The sequence below is a fragment of the Candidatus Velamenicoccus archaeovorus genome (assembly GCF_004102945.1).
Classification (GTDB): Bacteria; Omnitrophota; Gorgyraeia; order Velamenicoccales; family Velamenicoccaceae; genus Velamenicoccus; species Velamenicoccus archaeovorus.
Genome location: NZ_CP019384.1, coordinates 1208680 through 1230481, shown reverse-complemented (window position 1 = coordinate 1230481; position 21802 = coordinate 1208680). Strand labels below are relative to the sequence as shown.

At 53.8% G+C, this 21802-nt stretch carries 19 protein-coding genes; all 19 read left to right on the top strand.

The genetic code is table 11. The features are described 5' to 3' along the window. Positions 1–335: 335 nt before the first annotated feature. The 19 genes from BU251_RS05545 (at position 336) to BU251_RS05455 (ending at position 21793) form a co-directional block, all read left to right on the top strand. Complete coding sequence (locus BU251_RS05545) at positions 336–2087, top strand: TIGR03960 family B12-binding radical SAM protein (RefSeq protein WP_128700012.1); 1752 nt, start codon at positions 336–338, stop codon at positions 2085–2087. 137 nt (positions 2088–2224) lie between these two features. Beyond that, positions 2225–3598 (top strand): sensor domain-containing diguanylate cyclase, encoded by a 1374-nt coding sequence (locus BU251_RS05540; protein WP_128700010.1) that lies wholly within the window; start codon positions 2225–2227, stop codon positions 3596–3598. A gap of 60 nt (positions 3599–3658) precedes the next feature. Beyond that, positions 3659–4108, top strand: coding sequence for a GspE/PulE/PilB domain-containing protein (locus BU251_RS05535; RefSeq protein WP_128700008.1), 450 nt, complete (start codon positions 3659–3661; stop codon positions 4106–4108). Between the two features lie 95 nt (positions 4109–4203). After that, complete coding sequence (locus tag BU251_RS05530; protein WP_128700006.1) at positions 4204–5937, top strand: GspE/PulE family protein; 1734 nt, start codon at positions 4204–4206, stop codon at positions 5935–5937. A gap of 178 nt (positions 5938–6115) precedes the next feature. Continuing rightward, complete coding sequence (locus tag BU251_RS05525) at positions 6116–7807, top strand: GspE/PulE family protein (RefSeq protein ID WP_164908881.1); 1692 nt, start codon at positions 6116–6118, stop codon at positions 7805–7807. A gap of 190 nt (positions 7808–7997) precedes the next feature. Continuing rightward, positions 7998–9065, top strand: a complete 1068-nt coding sequence (locus BU251_RS05520) for an HD domain-containing phosphohydrolase (RefSeq protein ID WP_164908880.1) — start codon at positions 7998–8000, stop codon at positions 9063–9065. Between the two features lie 30 nt (positions 9066–9095). Continuing rightward, on the top strand, positions 9096–10289 hold the full coding sequence (locus BU251_RS05515) for a type II secretion system F family protein (RefSeq protein ID WP_128700000.1): 1194 nt from the start codon (positions 9096–9098) through the stop codon (positions 10287–10289). 585 nt (positions 10290–10874) lie between these two features. Continuing rightward, on the top strand, positions 10875–11297 hold the full coding sequence (locus BU251_RS05510) for a type IV pilin protein (protein ID WP_128699998.1): 423 nt from the start codon (positions 10875–10877) through the stop codon (positions 11295–11297). A 275-nt stretch (positions 11298–11572) separates the two neighbouring features. Further along, a complete protein-coding gene (gene pilM, locus BU251_RS05505) occupies positions 11573–12661 on the top strand; it encodes a type IV pilus assembly protein PilM (RefSeq protein ID WP_128699996.1) in 1089 nt (362 codons plus the stop codon). Continuing rightward, on the top strand, positions 12658–13215 hold the full coding sequence (locus tag BU251_RS05500) for a PilN domain-containing protein (RefSeq protein WP_128699995.1): 558 nt from the start codon (positions 12658–12660) through the stop codon (positions 13213–13215). Before pilM ends, BU251_RS05500 begins: the two co-directional genes overlap by 4 nt. Before the next feature lie 37 nt (positions 13216–13252). Beyond that, positions 13253–13864, top strand: a complete 612-nt coding sequence (gene pilO / locus BU251_RS05495) for a type 4a pilus biogenesis protein PilO (RefSeq protein WP_128699993.1) — start codon at positions 13253–13255, stop codon at positions 13862–13864. Between the two features lie 3 nt (positions 13865–13867). Continuing rightward, on the top strand, positions 13868–14239 hold the full coding sequence (locus tag BU251_RS05490) for a hypothetical protein (RefSeq protein WP_128699991.1): 372 nt from the start codon (positions 13868–13870) through the stop codon (positions 14237–14239). Continuing rightward, positions 14240–15835, top strand: a complete 1596-nt coding sequence (gene pilQ / locus BU251_RS05485) for a type IV pilus secretin PilQ (protein WP_128699989.1) — start codon at positions 14240–14242, stop codon at positions 15833–15835. 118 nt (positions 15836–15953) lie between these two features. Then, positions 15954–16268, top strand: a complete 315-nt coding sequence (locus BU251_RS05480; RefSeq protein ID WP_128699987.1) for a TIGR03936 family radical SAM-associated protein — start codon at positions 15954–15956, stop codon at positions 16266–16268. Between the two features lie 51 nt (positions 16269–16319). Beyond that, a complete protein-coding gene (locus tag BU251_RS05475) occupies positions 16320–17804 on the top strand; it encodes an Rne/Rng family ribonuclease (protein WP_128699985.1) in 1485 nt (494 codons plus the stop codon). A gap of 273 nt (positions 17805–18077) precedes the next feature. Then, positions 18078–18386, top strand: coding sequence for a 50S ribosomal protein L21 (gene rplU / locus BU251_RS05470; RefSeq protein WP_128699983.1), 309 nt, complete (start codon positions 18078–18080; stop codon positions 18384–18386). A 95-nt stretch (positions 18387–18481) separates the two neighbouring features. After that, the gene (obgE, locus tag BU251_RS05465; RefSeq protein WP_128699981.1) at positions 18482–19456 is read left to right on the top strand and encodes a GTPase ObgE; all 975 of its coding nucleotides are present in this window, start codon (positions 18482–18484) and stop codon (positions 19454–19456) included. Further along, positions 19416–20507 carry a glutamate 5-kinase gene (gene proB / locus BU251_RS05460; RefSeq protein WP_128699979.1) on the top strand — a complete coding sequence of 364 codons (1092 nt, stop codon included), beginning with the start codon at positions 19416–19418 and terminating at the stop codon, positions 20505–20507. Before obgE ends, proB begins: the two co-directional genes overlap by 41 nt. Positions 20508–20509: 2 nt before the next feature. Continuing rightward, positions 20510–21793: a glutamate-5-semialdehyde dehydrogenase gene (locus BU251_RS05455; protein WP_128699977.1), complete on the top strand. Its 1284-nt coding sequence runs from the start codon at positions 20510–20512 to the stop codon at positions 21791–21793. Positions 21794–21802 lie beyond the last annotated feature (9 nt).

Here is a 21802-nt window from a genome sequence, read left to right as displayed (position 1 = left end):
GGCATTCGCACAACCCTCTGATAGACCGACGAAATTTTTTGCCGTCTGCTGCGGTTTGCATTTTTGCTGTTACGCTCCATAGAAGATTGTCGCTACAGCAAAAATGCAACTCCTTGCAGACAAAACTGAAATGATGTGCCAAAAAATTTCTGATTGTCGGCCTATCAGAGGGTTGTGCATATAAGACCGGCCTGCGCGACGAGCCTTGGGGAGAGAGGGCCAAGAGGAATCACCCGCCTTCGGCTCGCTCAAACCTGGAAGGTAATCTTGTGTCCGTCAACTCGTTCATCCTTTAACCGACAACCGGTAAGGACTGACTTTTTAGTGAAATCCGTATGACTCAACCCGTTCAACTCGATAAAGAGCTGTTATTGTCCGTCATGAAGCCTGCCCGATATATCGGCGGGGAAGTCGGCTGCGCGCAGAAGGACTTTTCAAAGGCCGATGTCCGCGTCTGTCTGGCCTTCCCTGACATCTATGAGATCGGCATGAGCCACTTGGGCATGAGGATCCTCTATGATGTCGTCAATAAACAATCATGGTGCATTGCCGACAGGGTGTTTTCTCCCTGGGCGGACATGGAGGAGAAGCTTAAAGCGCTCGAGATCCCGCTCTTCGGCCTGGAGTCCCGGATGCCGCTCAAGGCATTCGATATTTTGGGATTTTCGCTCCAGTATGAGTTGAGCTATGCCAATGTGCTGAATATTCTGGCTTTGAGCGGCATCCCTCTGGAGTCGCGCCAGCGCGATGGCGGCTGGCCTCTGGTGATTGCCGGCGGAGTGTGCTGTCTGAATCCGGAGCCTCTGGCGGATTTTGTCGACCTTTTTGTCATCGGCGAGGCCGAGGAGGCCATTGTTGAAATCCTCAAGATTTATCGCGTCTGCAAGAAGCGTCGCTTTGACAAAGCGAGGATGCTCTTGGCGCTCTCGCGCCTTAAAGGCGTCTATGTTCCTGCCTTGTACCGGGGGGTCGCCAAGGACGGCGCATTGGAACCAGCCGTCGACAAGAGGGCGCCCCGGACGATCGTCAAACGATTCGTGCGCGACCTCGAGCGCTCCACGGATTTTTCTTATTGGATCGTTCCTGCCATCGAGATCGTGCACGACCGCATCGGCATCGAGATCATGCGGGGATGTCCACACGGATGCCGGTTTTGCCAGGCCTACGCTTCGTTTTATCCGCTGCGCGTTGTCCGTAAAGAGAAAGTCCTCGCGCTGGCGCGCCGCCTTTACCGCATGACCGGTTATGAAGAAATATCCCTTCTGTCTTTGTCGAGTTCGGACCATCCGCAGTTAAAAGAGATCGTCGAAGCGCTTGTCGCCGGATTCAGGGATAAAGGCGTCAGCATCTCTTTGCCGTCTCTGCGCGCCTCCAGTCTCGTCGGAGAGCTGTCCCATGTTTTTGCGACGATGCGCAAGACGACCCTGACGTTCGCTCCTGAGGCCGGCAGCCAGAGGTTGAGGGATGTCCTTGGGAAAAAGGTCGGGCCTGAGGATATCTTTGATGCGGCCCGCCAGGCCTTCCGCGCAGGCTACAGGACGCTCAAGCTGTATTTCATGATCGGCCTTCCGACGGAGACAGAAGAGGACTTGCGCGCCATCGTCTCTTTCTGCCTGGCCATCTCGGCTTTGAAAAAAGAAGTGGACGGCCATCCGGCGCGCCTCAACGTGACCATATCGAATTTTGTGCCAAAACCTCACACGCCGTTCGAGAGGGCGGCTATGTGCAGCATCGAGGACCTGTCCGCCAGGCAGGAGTTTTTAAAGAAGGCCCTGGGGCACAAGAGGGGATTGATCCAGTTGAAGTTTTACGACCCGCACATGAGTTGGCTTGAAGCGGTTTTGGCGCAAGGGGGCCGTGAATGCGGCCGGGCCATTGCCGCCGCCCATGCCGCCGGAGCCAGGTTCGACGCCTGGAGCGATCATTTCAATCCGGCCATCTGGAAAGAGGCCCTGGCCGCAAATAATATCGATACGGCTTTTTTGACGGCAGGCAAGGAAGAATTTCTTGCTTCTCCATGGGCTTTTATCGAAACAGGCGTTCCCTCCTCACGCAAGCAAACCCCGCCCGCCTCCTTGGTTCCCTGAGGCCCGGCCGCAAGCCCTCATTTTAAGTTGTCCGGCGCAGGAAAACGTTGACGCGCCGTGCCAATTATGTTACCTTATATTACATAAATATTTACAGCAAGAAGACAGGATCTCGTTGGTTAAAATGGAGAGAGGCCATGGCCAATTTATCTAAAAAATTGTCGATCGCATCCAGGTCCCTCAGGCCGCAGCTCATCATCGCATTTTGCCTCATGTCCATCATTCCCATCCTTGCGCTTCTGAATTTTGTTTTTCCCAGCCTTCTGCCGAAAAATTACCTTCTCGTCATCATTTTTTCTGTTGTGATCATGTCTCTTTTGGGTTTTATCGTTGTCAAGCGCATCGTTGATCCTATCATAGAGATTAACTCTGAAGTCAAGGTCATCGCGTCCGGCGAACTCAGCCACCAGATCAACATTGCCCGCGAGGACGAAATCGGCGAATTGAGCCATTCTTTGAATCAGCTGACGCAGCGCATCAAAAGCAACATGGATGAGCTCAAGATCTACGGTGAGCGCACCAAGGATATCAATCTCCAGATCAACCGCCAGGTGATCGCCTTGAACGGCCTGTTGCAGATCAGCAACCTGATCACCAAGAATGCTCACCTCAAAGACGTCTATGAGGTCACGATTTCCAAGCTTGCCCAGATGGCGGATTCGGCTTTGGCGATCCTGATTTTTAAGAAAGACGAGAGTTTTGAAGTTTCGGCACAGTACGGTCTTGGGGAGGAGACGATCAGTTGTCTGATGACGGCTTCCAGCAGCGGCTTGTTGTTTCATCTTTTGGCGGCCTCCAAGCCGTTCTTGAAGGTGGACGATACGACCCAGGGCGGTATCAGTGAAGAGTTCATGAAAATCCTCGGGGCACGCAACCTCCTGGTGTATCCGGTCTTGATGCAGGGCAAGCCCCATGGGATCATCGCGATCGGCAACTTGATGGATAAATTCAAGTTTTCCAACGATGACATCGAGCTGATGGGTATCTTTGCCAAGCAGTTGTCGATCGCCGTCGAGAATGACTACCTGACGCACAAGGTCCGGGACCTGGAGGTGAAGGATGCCCTGACAGGGCTTTTTAATAAGCGTTATATCACGGTCAGATTCGAAGAAGAGATCCTGCGTGCCATCTCCCTGCAGGAGCCGTGTTCTTTTGTGGCTGTCGTGGTGAATAATATGCCGGATTACCGCCGGGCTTATGGCGACGCGGCAGCGGATGATGTCCAGGCGAGGATTGCGGTATTGTTGAAGTCTTCGATCCGGGAGATCGACCGCGCGGGGCGGCTGGAGGATGGCGTGTTCGGCGTCGTCCTGCCCCAAAAGAACAAACGGCAGGCGGAACACGTGGCCGAACAGTTCAAGGATAAGCTTCGGGCGACGTTCCAGAATGCCGACGTCAAAAGGAAAATACAATTCAGTCTCAGCATTGTCGAGAACCCTATCGACGGTGCCGATTCCGTCGAGTTGTTGCACAAGGCGATGGGACTGGCAGGGGCGGAGATCGCGCTGTAACCCTTCCGGCGGATTTTCCCTGTTTTTTGCTGAAAGCAGGGGTTCCGAGCAGAGGAGAGAATGTCATCTTTTAAGAGAGTCACAACGAAACAGCTGGGTGAGCTTCTCATAGAGAGGAAGATCATTACTGCCGAGCAGCTGCAGAAAGCGCTGGAATATCAGCGCGTCAACGGCGGACTTGTCGGTGAGATCCTCGTCCAGCTTGGTTTTTCGAGAGAAGAAGATATCGCCCAGGTCTTGACGGCGCAATACGGATTCCCTTATCTGCCCCTGGCCAATTACGATATTGATGCGGAGGTTGCGCGCGTCATTCCCGAGCAGGTCGCGCGCCAGTATTGTCTTATCCCGATCGACAAAATCGCCAACAATCTTACTGTTGCCATGTCGAATCCTCTCAATACGCAGGCCATTGAAGACGTGGAAATGATCACTCAGTGTGTGGTTCAGGCGTTCGTCAGCACCACGACTGACATCAAGAAGGCCATTGAGAGGAGTTACGCCAAAAGGTAGGCCTTTGCAGAGATGATTTCTTTCAAGAGACCGGTCCTGAGTTTCACGGTTCCACGCCGAGGCTTCGTCCTAATCTCCTTCCACAGGAAAGACCAATGAGTTCCCTAAGAGAACGCCTGCAGGACATTCTCATTAAGAACAAGCTGATATCCGAAGACGACCTTAAGCTGGCCCTGCAGGTCCAGAAGGAGCATGGCGGCCGGCTGAGCGATTGTCTGGTGAAATTGAATCTCATCAGCGAAAAAGACCTTCTTGTGGCGCTCAGCGAAGGTCTCGGATTCCCGCCCATTTCCCTGGCGCGTTTTAAGATCGACCCCGAAATCATCAAACTTATCCCCAAAGATATGGCCAAGCATTACCTGATCGTCCCCGTCGGCAAAATGGGGCATGCGCTGACCGTGGCCATGGCCGACCCCTTGAATGTGTTCGCCATTGATGATGTCAAGGCCTTGACGGGTTTTGAGATCAATCCCATTATCGCCGAGCAGAAAGAGATCCTGATGGCCATCGAAAAGTATTATGAAGAGCCGGCGACCCAGGTCTTGGATGAGATCATCAAGGATATTTCCGATATGGATATCGAGGTGGTCCGGGCCGCGCACGAAGGCGGCCCCGACACCCAGGAACTCGTGCGTTTGACAAAAGAAGCGCCGGTCATTAAGATCACGAACCTGCTTTTGGAAAAAGGCATCGAGATGAATGCCAGCGATATCTTGATCGAGCCCTGGGAGCATTCTATGCGCGTGCGGGTGCGGGTGGACGGGATGCTGCGCGAGATCGAAGGCCCGCCCTTGAAGTTTCATGCCCCGATCGTTTCGCGCATCAAGGTCATGTCGGAATTGGACATTGCCGAACACCGCCTGCCGCAGGACGGCCGCTTCAAAGTCAAGATACAGGACCGTTTTATCGATTTCCGCGTCTCGATCCTTCCATCTTTTTTCGGCGAGAAGGTGGCGCTGCGCATTTTGGACAAGAGCATGGCGACCCTTGATTTGGATCGTCTGGGATTCGACGCCGAGACGCTGGCCACCATCAAGTCGGGCGCCGACCGGCCTCACGGCATGATTCTCGTCTGCGGCCCGACGGGGTCCGGGAAGACGACAACGCTTTATTCTGTTTTGAAATACGTCGATACGCCGGAAGACAACATCGTGACCGTCGAAGACCCTGTGGAGTATCAGCTGGAAGGCATTAACCAGGTAAGCGTGCGTCCCGAGATCGGCCTGACCTTCGCCGGCTGTCTGCGTTCGATCCTCAGGCAGGACCCGGATACGATCATGGTCGGCGAGATCCGTGATTTCGAGACCGTGGACATCGCCATCAAAAGCGCCTTGACCGGCCATCTGGTTTTAAGCACGCTCCATACGACGACTGCCGCAGGCACCATTGTCCGGCTTGTCAATATGGGCGTCGAACCTTTTCTGATCACTTCTTCTGTTATCTGTCTGATCAACCAGCGCCTGGTCCGCAAGGTGTGCGACTCCTGTAAAGAAGGTTATGAATTGACGCCGGAAGCGGCGGCATCTTTGGGGATCTCTGCGGCCAAGAAGGGCATTACCGTGTTTCGCGGGAGAGGGTGCAAAAGATGTTTCGGTATCGGTTATGCAGGCCGTCTGGTTATCGGCGAAGCCTTGGTGCTGACGCCGAAGATCAAAGATCTGATCATCCAGAGGGCGCAAGAGTATGAAATCAAAGCGGCCGCCCGCAGAGAAGGTATGAAGACGCTGCGGGAGAACGGCATTAAAAAGGTCCTGGAAGGCGCGACATCCCTGGAGGAAGTCCTGCGCGTCACGGCACCGGATGAACCGATTGAGAAGAATGAAAAATGAAAAATTGAGAATGAACAATGGAAACAAGCACGAGGGCGGGGCGTTTGAGTGTCAGCCATCGGCCTTTTGGCGGTCGGTGAATGAGAAACAGATTTGCTTCTTTGAGGATTTTTAATTCTTCATTTTTCATTGTTAATTTTTAATTAATTTTTCTATGGCAACTCTTAAAAAAAGACTCATGGATGCCCTTCTGCAGGCGAAATTGTTGACTCCTCAGGATTTGGAGAAGGCGGAGCAGATCCAGGCCAAGACAGGGGAAAACCTGAAGGATATTTTGGTCAAGCAGGGTTTCGTAAAAGAAAAAGACCTGATCGCCGCGCTTGCCAAGGAGCTTTTCATCCCTTATCTCGAGTTGGCGAAATACAAAATCGATGCCCAGGTTGTCGAAATGCTCCCGGAAAAAGTGGCACGGCAATATAAGGCGATCCCCTTGTCCAAGATCGGCAATGTCCTGAGTGTCGCGATGAGCGATCCCTTGAATGTTTTTGCGATTGACGACCTTAAGGCGATCACCGGCCATGATGTCGACATCGTCCTTGCCAGCGAGAAAGACATCATCAAAGCCCTCGACAGGTTCTTTAAGGGGACGACGGGCAGCGAGGAGATGGCCGCCGCCGCAGAAGAGGTGGGAGGAGAGGTCGAGGTCGTCAAGACCGATGGGACGATTGAGCTGGGGGTTGTTGTTGAGGAGAGCGAGAAGGCCCCGATCGTCAAGATCGTCGATTTGATGTTGACAGAGGCCTTGAAAAAACGCGCCTCCGATATCCATGTGGAGCCCATGGAGCACGACCTGAGGATACGTTACCGCATCGATGGCCATCTTTTTGATGTCTTCCGGCTGCCGAAGAAAAACCAGAACGCGGTTTTGGCGCGTCTGAAGATCATCTCCGGTCTCGATATCACAGAGGCCCGCCTGCCGCAGGATGGGCGGTTCAAGGTCAAGCTGAAGGATCGGGAGATCGATTTCCGCGTCTCGGCGCTCCCAACAACCTTCGGACAGAAGTTCGTCTTGCGCACACTTGATAAGTCCAAGCTCTCCGTCGGATTTGACTCCCTGGGCATGACGGAGGAGCCGCGCCGGCTGTTCGAGGAGGCGATCATCAAACCTTACGGCATGATCTTGATCACCGGTCCGACGGGTTGCGGGAAGTCGACGACGCTGTATTCCATCCTTAACAAGCTGAATAAACCGGAGTCCAACATCGTGACGATCGAGGATCCTGTGGAATACCAGGTGGAAGGCATCACGCAGATTGCCGTGAGACCCGAGATCGGCCTGACTTTTGCCTCCGGTTTAAGGTCGGTCTTGAGACAGAGCCCGGACGTCGTCATGGTCGGCGAGATCAGGGATTCCGAGACCGCCGATATCGCGATCAAGGCATCATTGACAGGGCAGGTGGTTTTGTCGACGCTCCACACTAACGACGCCGTCGGAGCCATCACGCGTCTCATCGATATGGGTATTGAGCCGTTCCTGGTCGCTTCCAGCCTCATTGTGACGTCGGCCAAGCGCCTCTGCCGGCGTATCTGCCAGCATTGCAAGGAGCCCATCGATATCCCCAGGGAGACATGGAAGAAACTCGGATTGGAGCGGGTGCTCGGCGCCGGAGAGAAACCGACGTTTTTTAAAGGCAAGGGGTGTCATGTTTGTAATAACTCCGGCTACTTCGAGCGTATCGGGATCCACGAGGTGCTGATGATTGACGATGCGGTCCGCGGGTTGATCATCCAAAGGGCTTCCAGCGGCCACATCAAAGAGTTTGCCATGAAAGAAAAGGGGATGAGGACCTTGAGGGATGACGCCATGTTGTTGGTGGCACGGGGAATCACGACCATCGAAGAGGCCCTGCGCGCGACGACAGAGGAATAAAACTTTCTGATTTTTGTAGGCAAGGCCGTTAAGCCTTGTATAATAGGATTCAATCCCTCGGCAGGAATCCCCGGCTTTTCTTGCCTTGCGGGATCCCGCCGGACAAAAGATAATGGAGCGGGAAAAACCGGGGAGGAATGCGGTGCTGCCTCGGGAGCGAACCCCGGGAGATTCCACCAAAGGTGTCCGAATGAGCGAACAGAAGGTTTTGGTGATCGATAGTGATGAAGCAAGCTGCGCCTTGATCAAAACGGCGCTGACGACGCGGGGTTATCAGGTGACGGTGGCGCTGACGGCGCGCGTAGGCCTGCAGTTTTATGAGCAAGACACGCCGGGTGCCGTTTTTATCGATCTCGGCCTTAAAGACCTCGATGTCCGCTATCTCGTGCGTGAATTTCACCACAGGGATGAAGCCATGGTTATCATCATCATGGGCTATACCGAGACGGCCAATCTTGTCCAGGAGTCTCTGGCATTGGGCGCTACCGATTATCTTTACAAGCCGCTCAGGTCCGAGGAGGTTTACTTCAAGGCCAAGCAGGCATTTGAGATCAGGAAATTCGTCGTTAACAACAGCCGCGCCCTCAAGGGGATCGAAGAGCGCAATATAGCGCTGCAGAAACAGAATCTTCTTTTGGCGCGCCGCATCGAAGAGAGCACGAAGAATTTGACGCGTCTCTATGAGGATCTCAAAGAGACATATATGCGCACGATCAAGGCGTTGGCGCACGCGATCGATGCGCGCGATCATTACACCTTTTCGCATTCGGACAACGTGACGCGTTATGCGGAAGCGATTGCGCGGCAGATGAACGTGGACCCCTCCTATATCAATGATATCAGGGACGCATGTCAGTTGCACGATCTGGGCAAGATCGGCGTCCACGATAATGTGCTCAGCAAACCTTCGGCCCTCACGGATGATGAATTCAACCAGATCAAGCAGCACGCCGAGAAAGGCGCCCAGATCCTGGAGCCGCTAAAATTCCTGGAAAGCGTCATCACGATCGTCAAACACCATCATGAGCGTTGGGACGGCAAGGGCTATCCCGACGGGCTTAAAGGCGAAGAGATCCCGCTGGGCGCACGCATCATGACCGTCGCCGACAGCTACGACGCGATGGTGTCGGCCCGGCCGTATCGCAAGGTGGGCTTGATGAAGTCAGAGGCTGTCGAGGAGATCAAGAAGAACAGCGGTTCGCAGTTCGATCCCAAAGTCGTCGAGGCATTTTTGAAAGTCGTCGATACATTCGTGTAAGAGACGGTTGCGTCTTATGAGGAGAAGGGCATGGCGCTCTACAGCTATGTCGCAAAAGACAGTCAGGGAATAAGATTGACGGGGATCCTTGAGGCCGCGGGCGAACAGGACGCCATTGCCACGCTGCACAAGAGAAACCTGGTCGTTATTTCCGTCAAGGAAGAGAGGGTCAGAAAGATGGTCGAGAAGGCGGTTAAGCTCGACGATCTGGTTATTTTTTCTCGTCAATTGGCGACCATGGTTGAAAGCGGCATCACCCTTGTCCAGGCGCTCAGTATTTTGAGCGAGCAGGCTGAAAGCAAAACCCTTTCGGATGTGACGCTCAAGATCAAGGAAGATATCGAGAGCGGTTCCAGTCTTCACGAGGCGCTGAATAAGCACCCCAAGATTTTTTCGAATCTCTATGTCAACATGGTGAAGGCCGGGGAGGCCTCCGGCTTGCTCGACGAGATCCTTGATCGGTTGGCCGGTTATCTGGAAAAATCAAGCGCCCTCCAGAGGAAGGTAAAGTCTTCGCTCGTCTATCCCATCGTCGTCATTTCCATGGCGGTATTGATCACGATCGTTCTTTTGGTCAAGGTGGTCCCGACGTTCAAGGGTATTTTTGCGTCCCTCGGCGGCACCCTGCCTCTGCCCACGCAGGTCTTGATCTTGATCTCCGATACGCTGCGTCATTTTTTCCCTTTCGTTGTCGTCGGATTTGTCGTTTTCGGTTTCGTTTTTAAAAAATACATCGATACGCCCAGAGGGCGCTATCAACTGGACAGCAGTCTGTTGCGCATGCCGCTGTTCGGACCCCTCTTGCGAAAGGTTGTCGTTGCCAAGTTCTCGCGGACGCTCTCGACCTTGGTCCGGAGCGGTGTCCCCATCCTCAATGCGCTGGAGATCGTCGGAAAGACCGCCGGCAATCTTGTCGTCGAAGAGGCGGTCATGAATGCGCGGACATCCATCAAGGAAGGCGAGCCCATCGCCGACCCCTTGTCCAAAAGCGGGGTTTTCCCGCCCATGGTCGTGCGCATGATTTCCGTCGGTGAACAGACGGGGCAGTTGGAGAAGATGTTGACCAAGATCGCCGATTTTTATGATGAGCAGGTCGATGCGGCGGTTTCAGGTTTGACCTCCATGATCGAGCCTGTGGTTATCGGTTTTCTGGGGATCGTTATCGGCGGCATCGTTATAGCGCTCTTCATGCCCATCTTTAAGATCACCGAGCTTATCAGATAGCCCTATCCTGCATTCTGGCTTGGATTTTGGGGCATGGGTTGTCGGGCGCGCCTCCGCTTCCCCGGTGCGTCCTGCCTGACAGGCGTTCTCTTGAATCCCGCCGAAGCAATGTTATACTTATAATAGAAACCGGCCAAACGAGTAAACCATTCCGCGCCCAGGGCGCGGAACCTCTTCTTTACAGGAAGGGCTCGAAAGAGTGGGGCACAAAGCTACAGGGCCTAATCGTATTTTATAAACGATGGCAGCCAGCCCAAGAGGGGCGGACCTCCGCATCCATGCTAAGGAGGGTCCAGCCCAGGAAGGGCGGACCTCCGCATCCATGCTAAGGAGGGTCCAGCTGTCGAAGCAAGGCGCATGTGCACCTATTCCCAAGGACTTCTTGGAAGAAGGGAATAGGTTTTTTTATGCCCTGTTGTCGCAAGACATTATTATAAATATTTATTGACAATGAGGAAGGGGGTGAGATAAAATTGTTGTAACTTGTTGGCAGGCTTTACGCTTTCGAAAACAGTAAGGTCTAGTTGTATCATCTTTTAGAGTTGAGCGTAGAGTCAATCCATGCCGAGAAAGGAGGAAAGAAATATGCGCTCCAGAAAAGGTTTCACGCTTGTTGAAATCATGATCGTTGTGGCCATCATCGTCCTTTTGGCTGCGATCGCAATCCCGAACCTCTTGAGGGCCAGATTAAGCGCCAACGAGGCGACGGCAATTGCGGCGATGAGGACATTGAGCACCGCCATGGAATCATACAGGGCGGCCCAGTCTCCACCGGCCTATCCGACGGCTTTGACAAACCTGAACGCCTCCAATCCGCCCTACATAGATTCTGTTTTGGCGGGCGGCAATAAGTCTGGTTATACGTTCACGTTGAGCGGCGGCGGCAATACATATGGCATCGTTGCTACGCCCCAGACGGAGAACGTGACGGGTGTCAGGTCGTTCTTTGTCGATCAGTCGGGTGTTGTGAGAGTTGGCAATACCACTGCCGGCACACCGATCGAGTAATCTGTTCAGGAAGAAAAAAGCGGCTGCTTCGCGCAGCCGCTTTTTTTTATGCCTGCTTATGCCTGTTTATGCAGGCATAAGTCTGCACCGCCCTTTCCTCGGAATCTTCTCTCCTGCCGGCCCTTCGGGCCTGAAAAGTGAGTAAATTCCGTTGACTTTTACAGTAATGCCATTAATATAGATTTATTAATATTTTATATGGCGGCTAGACTAGATTTTGCCACTGCCGAAAGGTTGCCGAAGCGTCCATACCTCGTTCCGAAAAGAAGGAATATATGAAGATGGATTTGCAACAGTTGAAGAAGCAGCTTAACGGTTTCCCGATGGCCGCGAAGGGGTTGCTGAGCCAGAAGATGCTTGCGGCTAAGGTTGAGAGCGGTACCTGGGGGGTTGATGTTGGTACGAATGCCGTTAAGATCTGCCGCCTGGATGTGTCGAAACAGCCTCCCGTGCTTTCGGCTTATGTTGTCGAAAAGGTAGAGAACAAGAATTATCGGGATGCCCTGAGCCGGGCATTGGCGAGGGATCGCACTATTCAAAATGGGGTCTGTGTGTTTTCTGTCAGCGGACAGGGAGCCGTTTCGCGTTACATCGAATTACCTTCCATGAACAAGACGGAGCTCGAATCTTCGATGAAATTTGAGATAGAGAAATACGTCCCGTTTCCCCTGGCCGATGTCGCCACGGATTATATGCTTTTGGGCGAGATGAAGGGGAAGGCCAAGATGAACATCCTGATAGCGGCCGCTAAAAATGAGCTCATCCAGAAAAAATTCACCCTGGCCCAGGAGCTTGGCCTGAAGGTCAAGGCGATGGAACTGGATTCCCTGGCCCTGGCAAATTTTTACACGGAGATCATCGGGAATGTGAAAAACGACGCCTGTTGCGCGGTCATCAACATGGGGAAGACGTGCTGCAATATGGACATTCTTGTCGACGGCCAGCCGTTCCTGAGCCGAGATATCTTTGTCGGCGGGGATGATTTCACCAAAAAGACCGCAGAGACGCTCAGCCTTGATATCCCTGAAGCCGAAAAATTAAAATGCACTCCGCAAGGCCGCGAAAATGAACTCTTTTCCATCTGGGAGCCTGTCTTGAGCAACTTGACGTCCGAGATCCGCGTCTCTCTTGATTATTTCGAATCGCGGGGCGGCAAGGCCGCGGATCTGGTTCTGATCACGGGGGGCGCAAGCCGTCTTGCCGGCATCAGGGAATATATGGAGCGTGCCTTGGCCGTGGAGGTCAAATTCCTCGACTATGCAGATCGTCTCGCGCTGGGCGAAGGCATCGACCGCCAGGCGTTCGCGGCGGACAGCGACCTTTTGGCGGTCTCTCTGGGATTGGCGTTGAGGGATGCGGCATGATCACGATCAATCTTCTTCCCAGACAGTTGCGCAAGACGGAAAACAAGGCGGTCGTCCCCTATAAGGTGTACTTGCTTTTAGGAGTGACGGGTCTTGTCCTTCTTCATCTTTTGCTTTTCGGCGTCGCCGCGATGAAGAAAATACAGGTGATTGCTCTCCATGGCAGCATCAATAAGATCGCCGTTTCGGCCAAGGAAGCGGCCAAGACGAAGTCGGAGATCAAAGAGCTGGAAACGCGGACCAATACACTCAAGGGTGTTTTGTCCCGCCGGGTCAGTTTCACGGAACTTCTGTCCGGGTTGAGCGATGCTGTTCCCAGGGGGTTGTGGATCGACCGCTTCTCTCTTTCGGGCCATAGTCTTATCATTCAGGGAACGGTTATCTCCCTGACCCAGAACGAAATGACGATCATTGGAAGATTTCTTCAGAATCTTAAAAGCAATAAGACATTCTCCACGGCATTCCCCAGGCTGGAGCTGGGTTCTGTGCAGAGGCGGTCCATCAAGACCTATGATGTCGTTGATTATGTCCTGAACGGAGAGATGAAGAAGTGAAAGGTTCTTGCCCTGGAGAGGGCGGAGTCGGAGAGAAATGAAAACGCCTTCGAATGAAGAGTTGTTTGCGTTCTTCAGGAACCTGAAACACAATCCCAGGGCGATCATGGCGATCGCCGCTTGCGTGTTTCTTCTCGATGCAGCTTTTCTGCTGCGCGGCCAATTGTCGCAGGTGGTGCGGCTTTTTTCCGAGGCGCGGACGCTGAGGAATGAATACAAGAACGATGTGCTTGACGTGAAGTTCGGGGGGACATATAAGACGCGGTTGGAGACCTTGAAGTCGGAAGAAGCCGCGCTTGAAAAACAGATTCCTCCGGAAGAGAATGTCCCGGCGCTTTTGGAAACGGTGTCCAAGTATGCCGACGTCAGCAGCGTGAAGCTGACGAGGATCAAGCCTATCCCCGAGGTGCAGAGCTTGACGAATACCGTTGTGGTTTCTGTCGCTGGTAAAGGCGAAACGAAGATCTTCCGTGAGAAAATCGCCATCTCGGCCACGGCCGGCTTCCATCAGCTTGGCCGTTTTATCGCTTTCTTGGAAAATGCGGCGAATTTTTTTGACATCAGTTCCCTGGAGATCCGGACGGATGACCGGGATTACATGCACCACGTGATCACAATGGTTATTGAAGTTGTCGTGAATAAGGGTTAAAATATGAAACATTGGCGTTTGTTCTACGGGGTGGCGGGGGTTCTTGCCGTGGTTGCTTTGGCGGTGTCTGAATGCCATCTTGCGGCGCAGGAGCAGAAATATATCTACACGCCCGAGGGCAAGCGCGATCCTTTTGTCCCCTTGGTGTCGCCGGCAGGGTACCTTATCAATCTGGAAGAAGAGGAGAATGCGACGATCCGGCTGGAGGGCATCATGTATGACCCCAGCGGTAATTCGATGGCTATCATTAACGGAGAGCTCCTGAAGGTGGGAGAGAGCATTAATGGTGCCGTTGTCAGCAAGATAGAGCCGGCCAAGATTGTCGTGATCAAGGACAACCAGAAGATCGAGATTGAATTGAGAAGGGAGGAATAAATGAGAGGGCCGAGATTTTGCCGGATGCTTCTGGGCGTTCTTTTTGTTTTTGCGATCGGCGCCATCGGTGTTGCGCAGGAGCCGGGGGCGATGAACGAGGAGACGACCGGCAACCAGGAGGCTGCGATTCAGGGGGCTGTGTCCGCCGCGGCGGCCCCGTCGATCGAGATGATCGCGGCACCCCCGGAGGAAGAACAGGTCAAGACCGACCTGATCACGCTGGATTTTAAAGAAGCCAATATCCGCGATGTCTTGAAGGTCATTTCGTACAAGAGCGGGGTGAATATCGTTGCGAGCCCCGAGGTGACGGGGACGGTGAATGTGCGCATCACCGATGTCCCATGGGAAAAGGCCCTGGATGTCATCTTGAAGACCTACGGGTATGCGTATGATAAGCAGGAAAATATCATCATGGTGGCCCCTTTGGAGAAGCTGACGGCCCAGCGCAAGATGGAGCAGGACCTGGCGCAGGTCCAGCCGGTTGCGACAGAGGTTGTTGTCCTGCAGTATATCGATGCCATTGACGCGCAGAAGGCTATCGAGCCGCAATTGTCGCCGCGGGGCAAGATCACAAACCTGGAGATCACGGGGCAGGCAGGCTGGGGTTTCGGCGGCGCATTTTCTGAAAAGAGGAGCCGGGCAGTCTCTACGACCAGCCGTTCAAAAACGTTGATCATTTCAGACATTCCCCCGGTCCTGGAGCGCATCAAGGAGGTTTTGAAGTCCATCGATGTCAAGCCCAAGCTGGTTCTGATCGAGACGCGTATCGTCGAGGTGAGTCTCGATAAACTCAGGGACATCGGTGTTGATTTTGCGACGGGCGGCGCAGGGTCTTCTTCCAGCACGACGGTGACGACCGATTCCATCACCCAGAGCCTTAAAGCCGGCGGCCATTCGTTCGGCGGTGTCGGTGTCACGCCGGCGGCCTTTGCTCCTCAGGCGACAGCCATCACGACGGCCAATACCGGCATGAATTTCGTGTTCCAAAAACTCAGCGGTTCGGAGTTTGAGGTCACGATCCATGCGCTGGAGGAGAATGTGGCGGCCAATATCCTGTCGGCCCCCAGCATCCTTACTCTTGATAACCAGGAAGCGACGATCCTCGTGGGCGAACAGTTCCCCATCGTCGCGACGACCAAGAGTTCGGACACATCCACGACGGTCGATGTGTCGCTGGAGTCCTATAAGGACATCGGGATCCAGCTCAACGTGATCCCCCAGGTTTCGGGTAAAGACCGGGATTATATCAACATGATCGTCCATCCGGCGGTCACGGACGAAGGGACGCTGATCGAGAACAGATATCCTCGTATCACGACCCGTGAAGCGCAGACCCAGCTGTTGATGAAATCGGGCGAGACGGTTGTCATCGGCGGTTTGATCAAGGACCAAAAAGAAGAGAGTGTGCAGGGGGTTCCTTTCTTGAGGAAGATCCCTTTTGTCGGAAAACTTTTTGAAAGAACGACTGTCGACACGCAGAAGATCGAGCTTTTGATTTTTATCACAGCCCATATCGTTGACGACAGGGAATTGACGGGTGATGAACTGGCGACGTTGGAACGGAGTTTGGGGTTTAAACAAGTCAACCAGAAGTAGTCCGCCGGTTTTTCATCAAGGATCCGATTAAAAGAGGGAGACCCCGCAGATGGACAGGAGGCGTGCGGGGTTTTGTCTTTGCGGGGCCCGAAGAACTTGAGGAACGCACGGCAGGCATATGGGGCAGGTGAAATATACGTATCGTTTCGATTTTGCCAAGGGCGGGCCGAGCATTTATATCTCGCACTTGGATCTTCTGCGGCTTTTGGGCCGCGCAGCCCGGAGGGCGGAGCTTCCCGTGGTCCTGACGGAAGGGTTTCACCCGCGCATGAAGATCAAACTTTTTCGCGCCGTCAAGTTGGGCGTGGAGGCAGATTGCGAGACAGGAGAGATTGTTCTTAAAGAACGCCGCAACGAAAACGACATCCGCAAGAGCTGGCAGAAGGAACTGCCGGCCGGTATCGTCATCCAGCGGCTTACATTTATCCCGTAAGAGAACAATGTTCTCTAAAGGGGGCCATACAGAACTGTTAGGAGGCATCAGGTGAAAAAGAAAGAAATACTTATTAATTTTGAACATCAGGAAAGGCGCGTAGCCATCCTCGAAGACGGGAAACTGGAGAATTATTTCGTGGAGCGCGCGCAGGACCGCACGATCTTGGGGAATATCTACAAAGGGCGCGTGGAGACGATTGTTCCATCCGTCGGGGCGGCGTTTGTCAATGTCGGCATGGAGAAGAACGGTTTTTTGTATTTGAACGATACGCTGGCCATGGCCATGGAGACGGAAGACATCGACCTCAAAGAGGGCGCCAATGGCGGCGGCAGGCGGCCGGAACACGTCCAGCTCAAGGAAGGCCAGGAATTGCTTGTCCAGGTGACCAAGGAGCCTTTTGGGACTAAGGGGCCGCGGCTGACGACGCACATCAGCTTGCCGGGGCGGTATCTTGTGCTCATGCCTTTTGAGCGTCATTTCGGCATTTCCAAAAAGATATCAGATGACGCCGAAAGGCATCGCCTGCGTGCGATCTTGGGCGCGCTGAAGGTCCCGGAGCACATGGGTGTTATTATGCGGACGGTCGCTTGGGGAGCTACGGAGAAAGAAGTCCAGCGCGATTTCCAATTGCTCCTGCGTCTCTGGGACCGCATCGACAAGGCCGGCCACAAGCGTAACGCCCCGTTTTTGATCTACGAGGATTATGACCTGGCCCTGCGGATGCTGCGCGATTATTTCAACGAAGAGATCGATTCCATCTGGGTGGATTCCAAGGATGAGTTCAGGAGGGTTTTGCGTTTTGTCAGGTCGTATATGGCGCGGTTGAGCAATGCCGTCAAATTCTACAGGGAGAATACGCCTCTTTTTGAAAAGAAGGGGATCGAGGGCGAGATTGAAAAACTGTATGCCATCAAGGTTTTCCTCAGGAGCGGCGCCTATATCGTCATCGAGCCGACGGAGGGCCTGACCGTTATCGACGTCAACTCCGGGAAATTCCGCAAGAAGAATATTTCGCAGGAACAGATGGCGTTTTCCGTGAATTGCGAGTCCGCCCGGGAGATCGCCCGGCAATTGAGGCTGCGCGATGTCGGCGGCATCATCGTCATCGATTTCATCGACATGATGGAAGAGAAGCACCGGCGCGAACTGATCAATGTCTTCAAGTCCGCCTTGTCCAGCGACCGCGCCAAGACCGACGTCCTTGGGATTTCCAAGCTCGGGCTGATCCAGATGACGCGCGAGCGCACCCACCGGACGCTGGAGAGCATCTCTTATAAGGATTGTCCTTATTGCCAGGGGAAAGGGAAGGTCAAATCCGCCTTTTCCATCGCCCTGACAGCCTTGAGGGAACTCAAGACGTATATTTTGAAGAGCAAGGCCAGAAAGGCCACGATTGAGGTCCATCCGGATGTTGCAGTGAGCCTCAATAACGAGAATTTCCAGGCCTTGCGCAGTCTCTGCCGCCGTTTTGGAGTGAGGGCTGACGTCAAAGCCAACACAGATTTTCATATTGAAAAGGTCGTGATCAGCTAGAAACGCTAATCAACGTTGATCCTTCGCACCTGCCTGCCGGCAAGGCAGGGAGTTCGGGGTTCTCTGGTGCGGGATAATATTGGCGGCCGTCCGTTCTTCTAAGTAAAATATTGACGAATCCGCCCTGGGTGTGTTATATTACTCCTCTTTCAGAGCTTGCTTTGGGACCCTTTTTTACAACAAAAGCTCTTGGAGATATTGAACTTCTGTCAAACTGTCAGTATTTTACTGACTACTATCTACTAACTACTGACTACTTAAAAGGGGTGGGTTATGTACGCAGTGATACAAACAGGCGGCAAGCAGTATAAGGTGAGCGCTGGCGATGTGTTGGCGGTCGAGTGCATCGATAACAAGAAGGATGTGACATTCCATGAGGTGCTTTTGATCTGCGACGGCGAGAAGGTGGCCGTCGGGCAACCGTATCTCAAGGGGGCCAAGGTGACGGCTGACGTTTTGGGCGGCATCCGCGGGCCCAAGCTTATTTCTTTCAAGTACAGGCGCCGCAAGAGCTCGCGCCGCCTGCACGGTCATCGGCAGGACTTAACGCAGATTCGCATCAAAGAAATCGCGGCAGCGTAAATATTACACAGAGGACAGGAGACAGGGAGCGGAGGGCAGGGGCAGACAGGATTTTTTGTCCTCTGTGTTCTGTTCTCCGTTATCTGTTTGAGCAGATGTTTATCGACACAGCCAAGATCCATGTCAAGGCCGGCGACGGCGGAAACGGCTGCCAGAGTTATTTCCGGGATACAAGGGTTGAACATGGCAAGCCCAACGGCGGCGACGGCGGCGACGGCGGCGGCGTGGTTTTGAAGGCCGACAAGGGCATTTACACGCTTTTGGATTTTCAGTACCAGAGGCATTTCAAGGCCCAGAACGGCAAACACGGTTCCAGCAATGATAAGGCCGGCGCCAGGGGCGATGATTGCCTGATCCGTGTCCCGGTGGGGACCGTCGTGACGGACCTGGATACGGATTGCATGATCCGCGATCTGGACCACGACGGCATCGAGGTTGTCGTCGCCCGCGGAGGGCGCGGAGGCCGGGGCAATAGCCGCCGGCATGATGCCGAGACCGGGGAGTCAGGCGAAGAAAAAAACATCGGCTTTGACCTGAAATTGATCGCCGATGTGGGCATCGTTGGTTTCCCTAACGCCGGCAAATCGACGTTGATATCGAAGATTTCGAACGCTACTCCCAAGATTGCGAGCTATCCTTTTACCACCAAAGCCCCGACGCTGGGTGTGGTGAAGTTTGAAGATCGTGATGATGACGTTATCGTGGCGGACATCCCGGGCTTGATCGAAGGGGCTCACAAGGGCAAGGGGCTAGGCGATAAGTTTTTGAAGCATGTGGAGAGGACAAAAATCCTTGTCCACCTGATCGACATGGCGGGCGTGGACGGCCGCGACCCTTGGGATGATTTTCGCATTATCAATGAAGAGTTGGAAGCGTTTTTCGGGGAACTCGCAGACAAGAAACAGATCATCGTCGCCAATAAGATGGACCTTGAAGCGGCCCCGGTGCATCTGAAGGCCTTTCGGACCCGTTGCCGCAAGAAGATCATGGCTGTCTCCGCCCTGCAGGGTGAGGGCTTAAAGGAGCTCCTTGAAGAAATCAGCAAACACCTCTCAAAAGATCGTCATTAAGATCGGCGCCAGCCTTCTGACGGGCGGGCAGACGGCGATCGTTCCCGAGAACCTGGAACGGCTTGTCCGCCTGATCGCCGGATGCTATGGTGACGGCCGCAAGGTGATCCTTGTGACGTCAGGGGCTGTGGCGAGCGGCCTGGCGGTTTTGGGGTTTAAGAAACGCCCGACCGTGCTGGCCGAGCTCCAGGCTGCTGCTGCCGCCGGACAGAATATCCTCATGCAGGCTTACGCTTCCGAATTCGCAAAGCACGGCCTGAAGTGCGCACAGATCCTGGTCACCCGTGAAGATTTCCATGATCGGCAGCGTTATCTAAATGCCCGCAGCACGATCAATACCCTTTTGCATCATGGGGTGATTCCGGTCATCAATGAGAACGATGCGATCTCGACAGAAGAGATCAAATTCGGCGATAATGATACGCTCTCAGCCAGGGTCGCGGCCGCTGTGGAGGCCGACGGGCTTCTGATCCTTTCGGATATCGACGGATTATTCGGGAGTTTTGATGCCAAGAGCGGGACGGGCAAGGACCTTTTGACCGAGGTCGCGGCGATCACGCCCGATATCGAGCGTCTGGCCTGCGGCACCGATAAGATCGGATGCGTCGGCGGTATGTCGACTAAGATCGCTGCGGCGCGCATCGCGACAAATGCCGGCGTTCCCGTACTTTTAGCCAATGGTCTCAAGAGTTTTCTAAAGATCGCTTTTTCATCATCGCAAGGGCATGACGGTACGCTTTTTTCCGTTGGCGCATGCATCGGCAGCAAAAAGCACTGGATCGGCTTCGAAGCTGAAGTCAAAGGCAGGATCGTTGTTGATGACGGTGCTAAGACGGCTTTGATAACCGGCGGACGCAGTCTTTTGGCGCCGGGCGTCAAGGGTGTCGAAGGCGATTTCCGGGCTGGTCATGTGGTCGATATCTGTGACATTAAAGGGTTATGCTTCGCCAGGGGGAAGGTCAATTTTTCTTCTTCGGAATTGAACGAGGTCAAACAAAAAAAGGCAAAAAAAGAGGTTGTCCACAGGGACGATCTTGCTATCTTGGATTAGCGATGAGAAGAACAAAAAAAACAAAGAGTCCGGCGCTTGAAAGGAACCTGGCCAGAATGGCATTTCGTGCCAGAGAGGCTTCGAGAGTCCTTGCGTCTTTGAGTACCAAGAAAAAGAACGAAGTCTTATGCGCGATGGGATCGGCGCTCCTGGAACATATGGGGGCGATCCTTGAGGCCAACAAAAAGGACGTTGCCCGCGCGGCCAAGAAAGGTCTGTCCAAGGCTTTTCTTGAGCGTCTGACGCTGAATGAGAAGCGTGTCTGCGAGATGGCGGAATCTTTGGGCGAGGTTTCCAAACTTGAGGATCCCGTTGGGGCAGAGATCAAGACCTGGAGCCGGCCGAACGGCCTGTTGATTTCCAAGGTCCGCGTTCCCATTGGCGTTATTCTTGTGATTTACGAATCGCGGCCGAACGTCACGTCGGATTGCATCGGGTTGTGTTTTAAATCCGGAAACGCCGTGATTTTGAAGGGCGGCAGCGATGCGATCGGGTCGAATGCGGCCATTTTTGGGATCCTGCAGAAGGTTGTCGAGCGCGAGGGGATTCCGGCGGATGCGATTAATTTTGTTAAGACAACTGACCGCAGGGCCGTGGATATGCTTTTGCAGATGGACCAACAGATCAATCTCGTCATGCCTCGCGGCGGCGAAGCCCTTATCCGGGAGGTCAGGGATAAATCAAAAATCCCGGTGATCAAGCATTACAAGGGCGTTTGCCATATCTTTGTGGACAAGAGCGCCGATGCAGCCATGGCCCAAAAGATCGTTTTGAACGCCAAGGTCCAGCGGCCGGCCGTCTGCAATGCCGTTGAGACCCTTTTGGTGCATCAGGATATCGCCGGGAGCTTTCTGCCCGTGATGGCTGAGGCGCTCCAACGGGCGGGTGTCGAGATCAGGGGGTGCCGCCGAACGCGTCAGATCGTCCGCGGCATTGGCCGGGCGACGGAAGCGGATTGGTATGCCGAATATCTCGATCTGATTCTTTCGGTCAAAGTGGTCAAAGATGTGCGGGAGGCTATCGATCACATCAACCGCTACGGCTCTTCCCATTCCGATGCCATCGTCACGCAGGACCAACAGAATGCGGAGCTCTTTTTGAAGGATGTGGATTCCGCCTGCGTTTATGTCAATGCCTCCACCCGTTTTACGGACGGTTACCAGTTCGGCCTGGGGGCGGAGATTGGGATCTCGACGGACCGTCTGCATGCCCGGGGACCGATGGGCCTCGAGGAATTGACGACCTATAAATACGAGATACGAGGCACGGGACAGATCCGCGAATAATTCCAAATG

What these genes read in the sequence shown, in the direction of transcription:
- BU251_RS05500 (WP_128699995.1), top strand. Translation starts at nt 12,658, where the DNA reads ATGATCACGATCAATCTTCTTCCCAGACAGTTGCGCAAGACGGAAAAC.
- pilQ (WP_128699989.1), top strand. Translation starts at nt 14,240, where the DNA reads ATGAGAGGGCCGAGATTTTGCCGGATGCTTCTGGGCGTTCTTTTTGTT.
- BU251_RS05535 (WP_128700008.1), top strand. Translation starts at nt 3,659, where the DNA reads ATGTCATCTTTTAAGAGAGTCACAACGAAACAGCTGGGTGAGCTTCTC.
- BU251_RS05530 (WP_128700006.1), top strand. Translation starts at nt 4,204, where the DNA reads ATGAGTTCCCTAAGAGAACGCCTGCAGGACATTCTCATTAAGAACAAG.
- BU251_RS05525 (WP_164908881.1), top strand. Translation starts at nt 6,116, where the DNA reads ATGGATGCCCTTCTGCAGGCGAAATTGTTGACTCCTCAGGATTTGGAG.
- BU251_RS05540 (WP_128700010.1), top strand. Translation starts at nt 2,225, where the DNA reads ATGGCCAATTTATCTAAAAAATTGTCGATCGCATCCAGGTCCCTCAGG.
- BU251_RS05480 (WP_128699987.1), top strand. Translation starts at nt 15,954, where the DNA reads ATGGGGCAGGTGAAATATACGTATCGTTTCGATTTTGCCAAGGGCGGG.
- BU251_RS05520 (WP_164908880.1), top strand. Translation starts at nt 7,998, where the DNA reads ATGAGCGAACAGAAGGTTTTGGTGATCGATAGTGATGAAGCAAGCTGC.
- BU251_RS05490 (WP_128699991.1), top strand. Translation starts at nt 13,868, where the DNA reads ATGAAACATTGGCGTTTGTTCTACGGGGTGGCGGGGGTTCTTGCCGTG.
- obgE (WP_128699981.1), top strand. Translation starts at nt 18,482, where the DNA reads ATGTTTATCGACACAGCCAAGATCCATGTCAAGGCCGGCGACGGCGGA.
- rplU (WP_128699983.1), top strand. Translation starts at nt 18,078, where the DNA reads ATGTACGCAGTGATACAAACAGGCGGCAAGCAGTATAAGGTGAGCGCT.
- BU251_RS05455 (WP_128699977.1), top strand. Translation starts at nt 20,510, where the DNA reads ATGAGAAGAACAAAAAAAACAAAGAGTCCGGCGCTTGAAAGGAACCTG.
- BU251_RS05510 (WP_128699998.1), top strand. Translation starts at nt 10,875, where the DNA reads ATGCGCTCCAGAAAAGGTTTCACGCTTGTTGAAATCATGATCGTTGTG.
- pilM (WP_128699996.1), top strand. Translation starts at nt 11,573, where the DNA reads ATGAAGATGGATTTGCAACAGTTGAAGAAGCAGCTTAACGGTTTCCCG.
- BU251_RS05515 (WP_128700000.1), top strand. Translation starts at nt 9,096, where the DNA reads ATGGCGCTCTACAGCTATGTCGCAAAAGACAGTCAGGGAATAAGATTG.
- BU251_RS05545 (WP_128700012.1), top strand. Translation starts at nt 336, where the DNA reads ATGACTCAACCCGTTCAACTCGATAAAGAGCTGTTATTGTCCGTCATG.
- pilO (WP_128699993.1), top strand. Translation starts at nt 13,253, where the DNA reads ATGAAAACGCCTTCGAATGAAGAGTTGTTTGCGTTCTTCAGGAACCTG.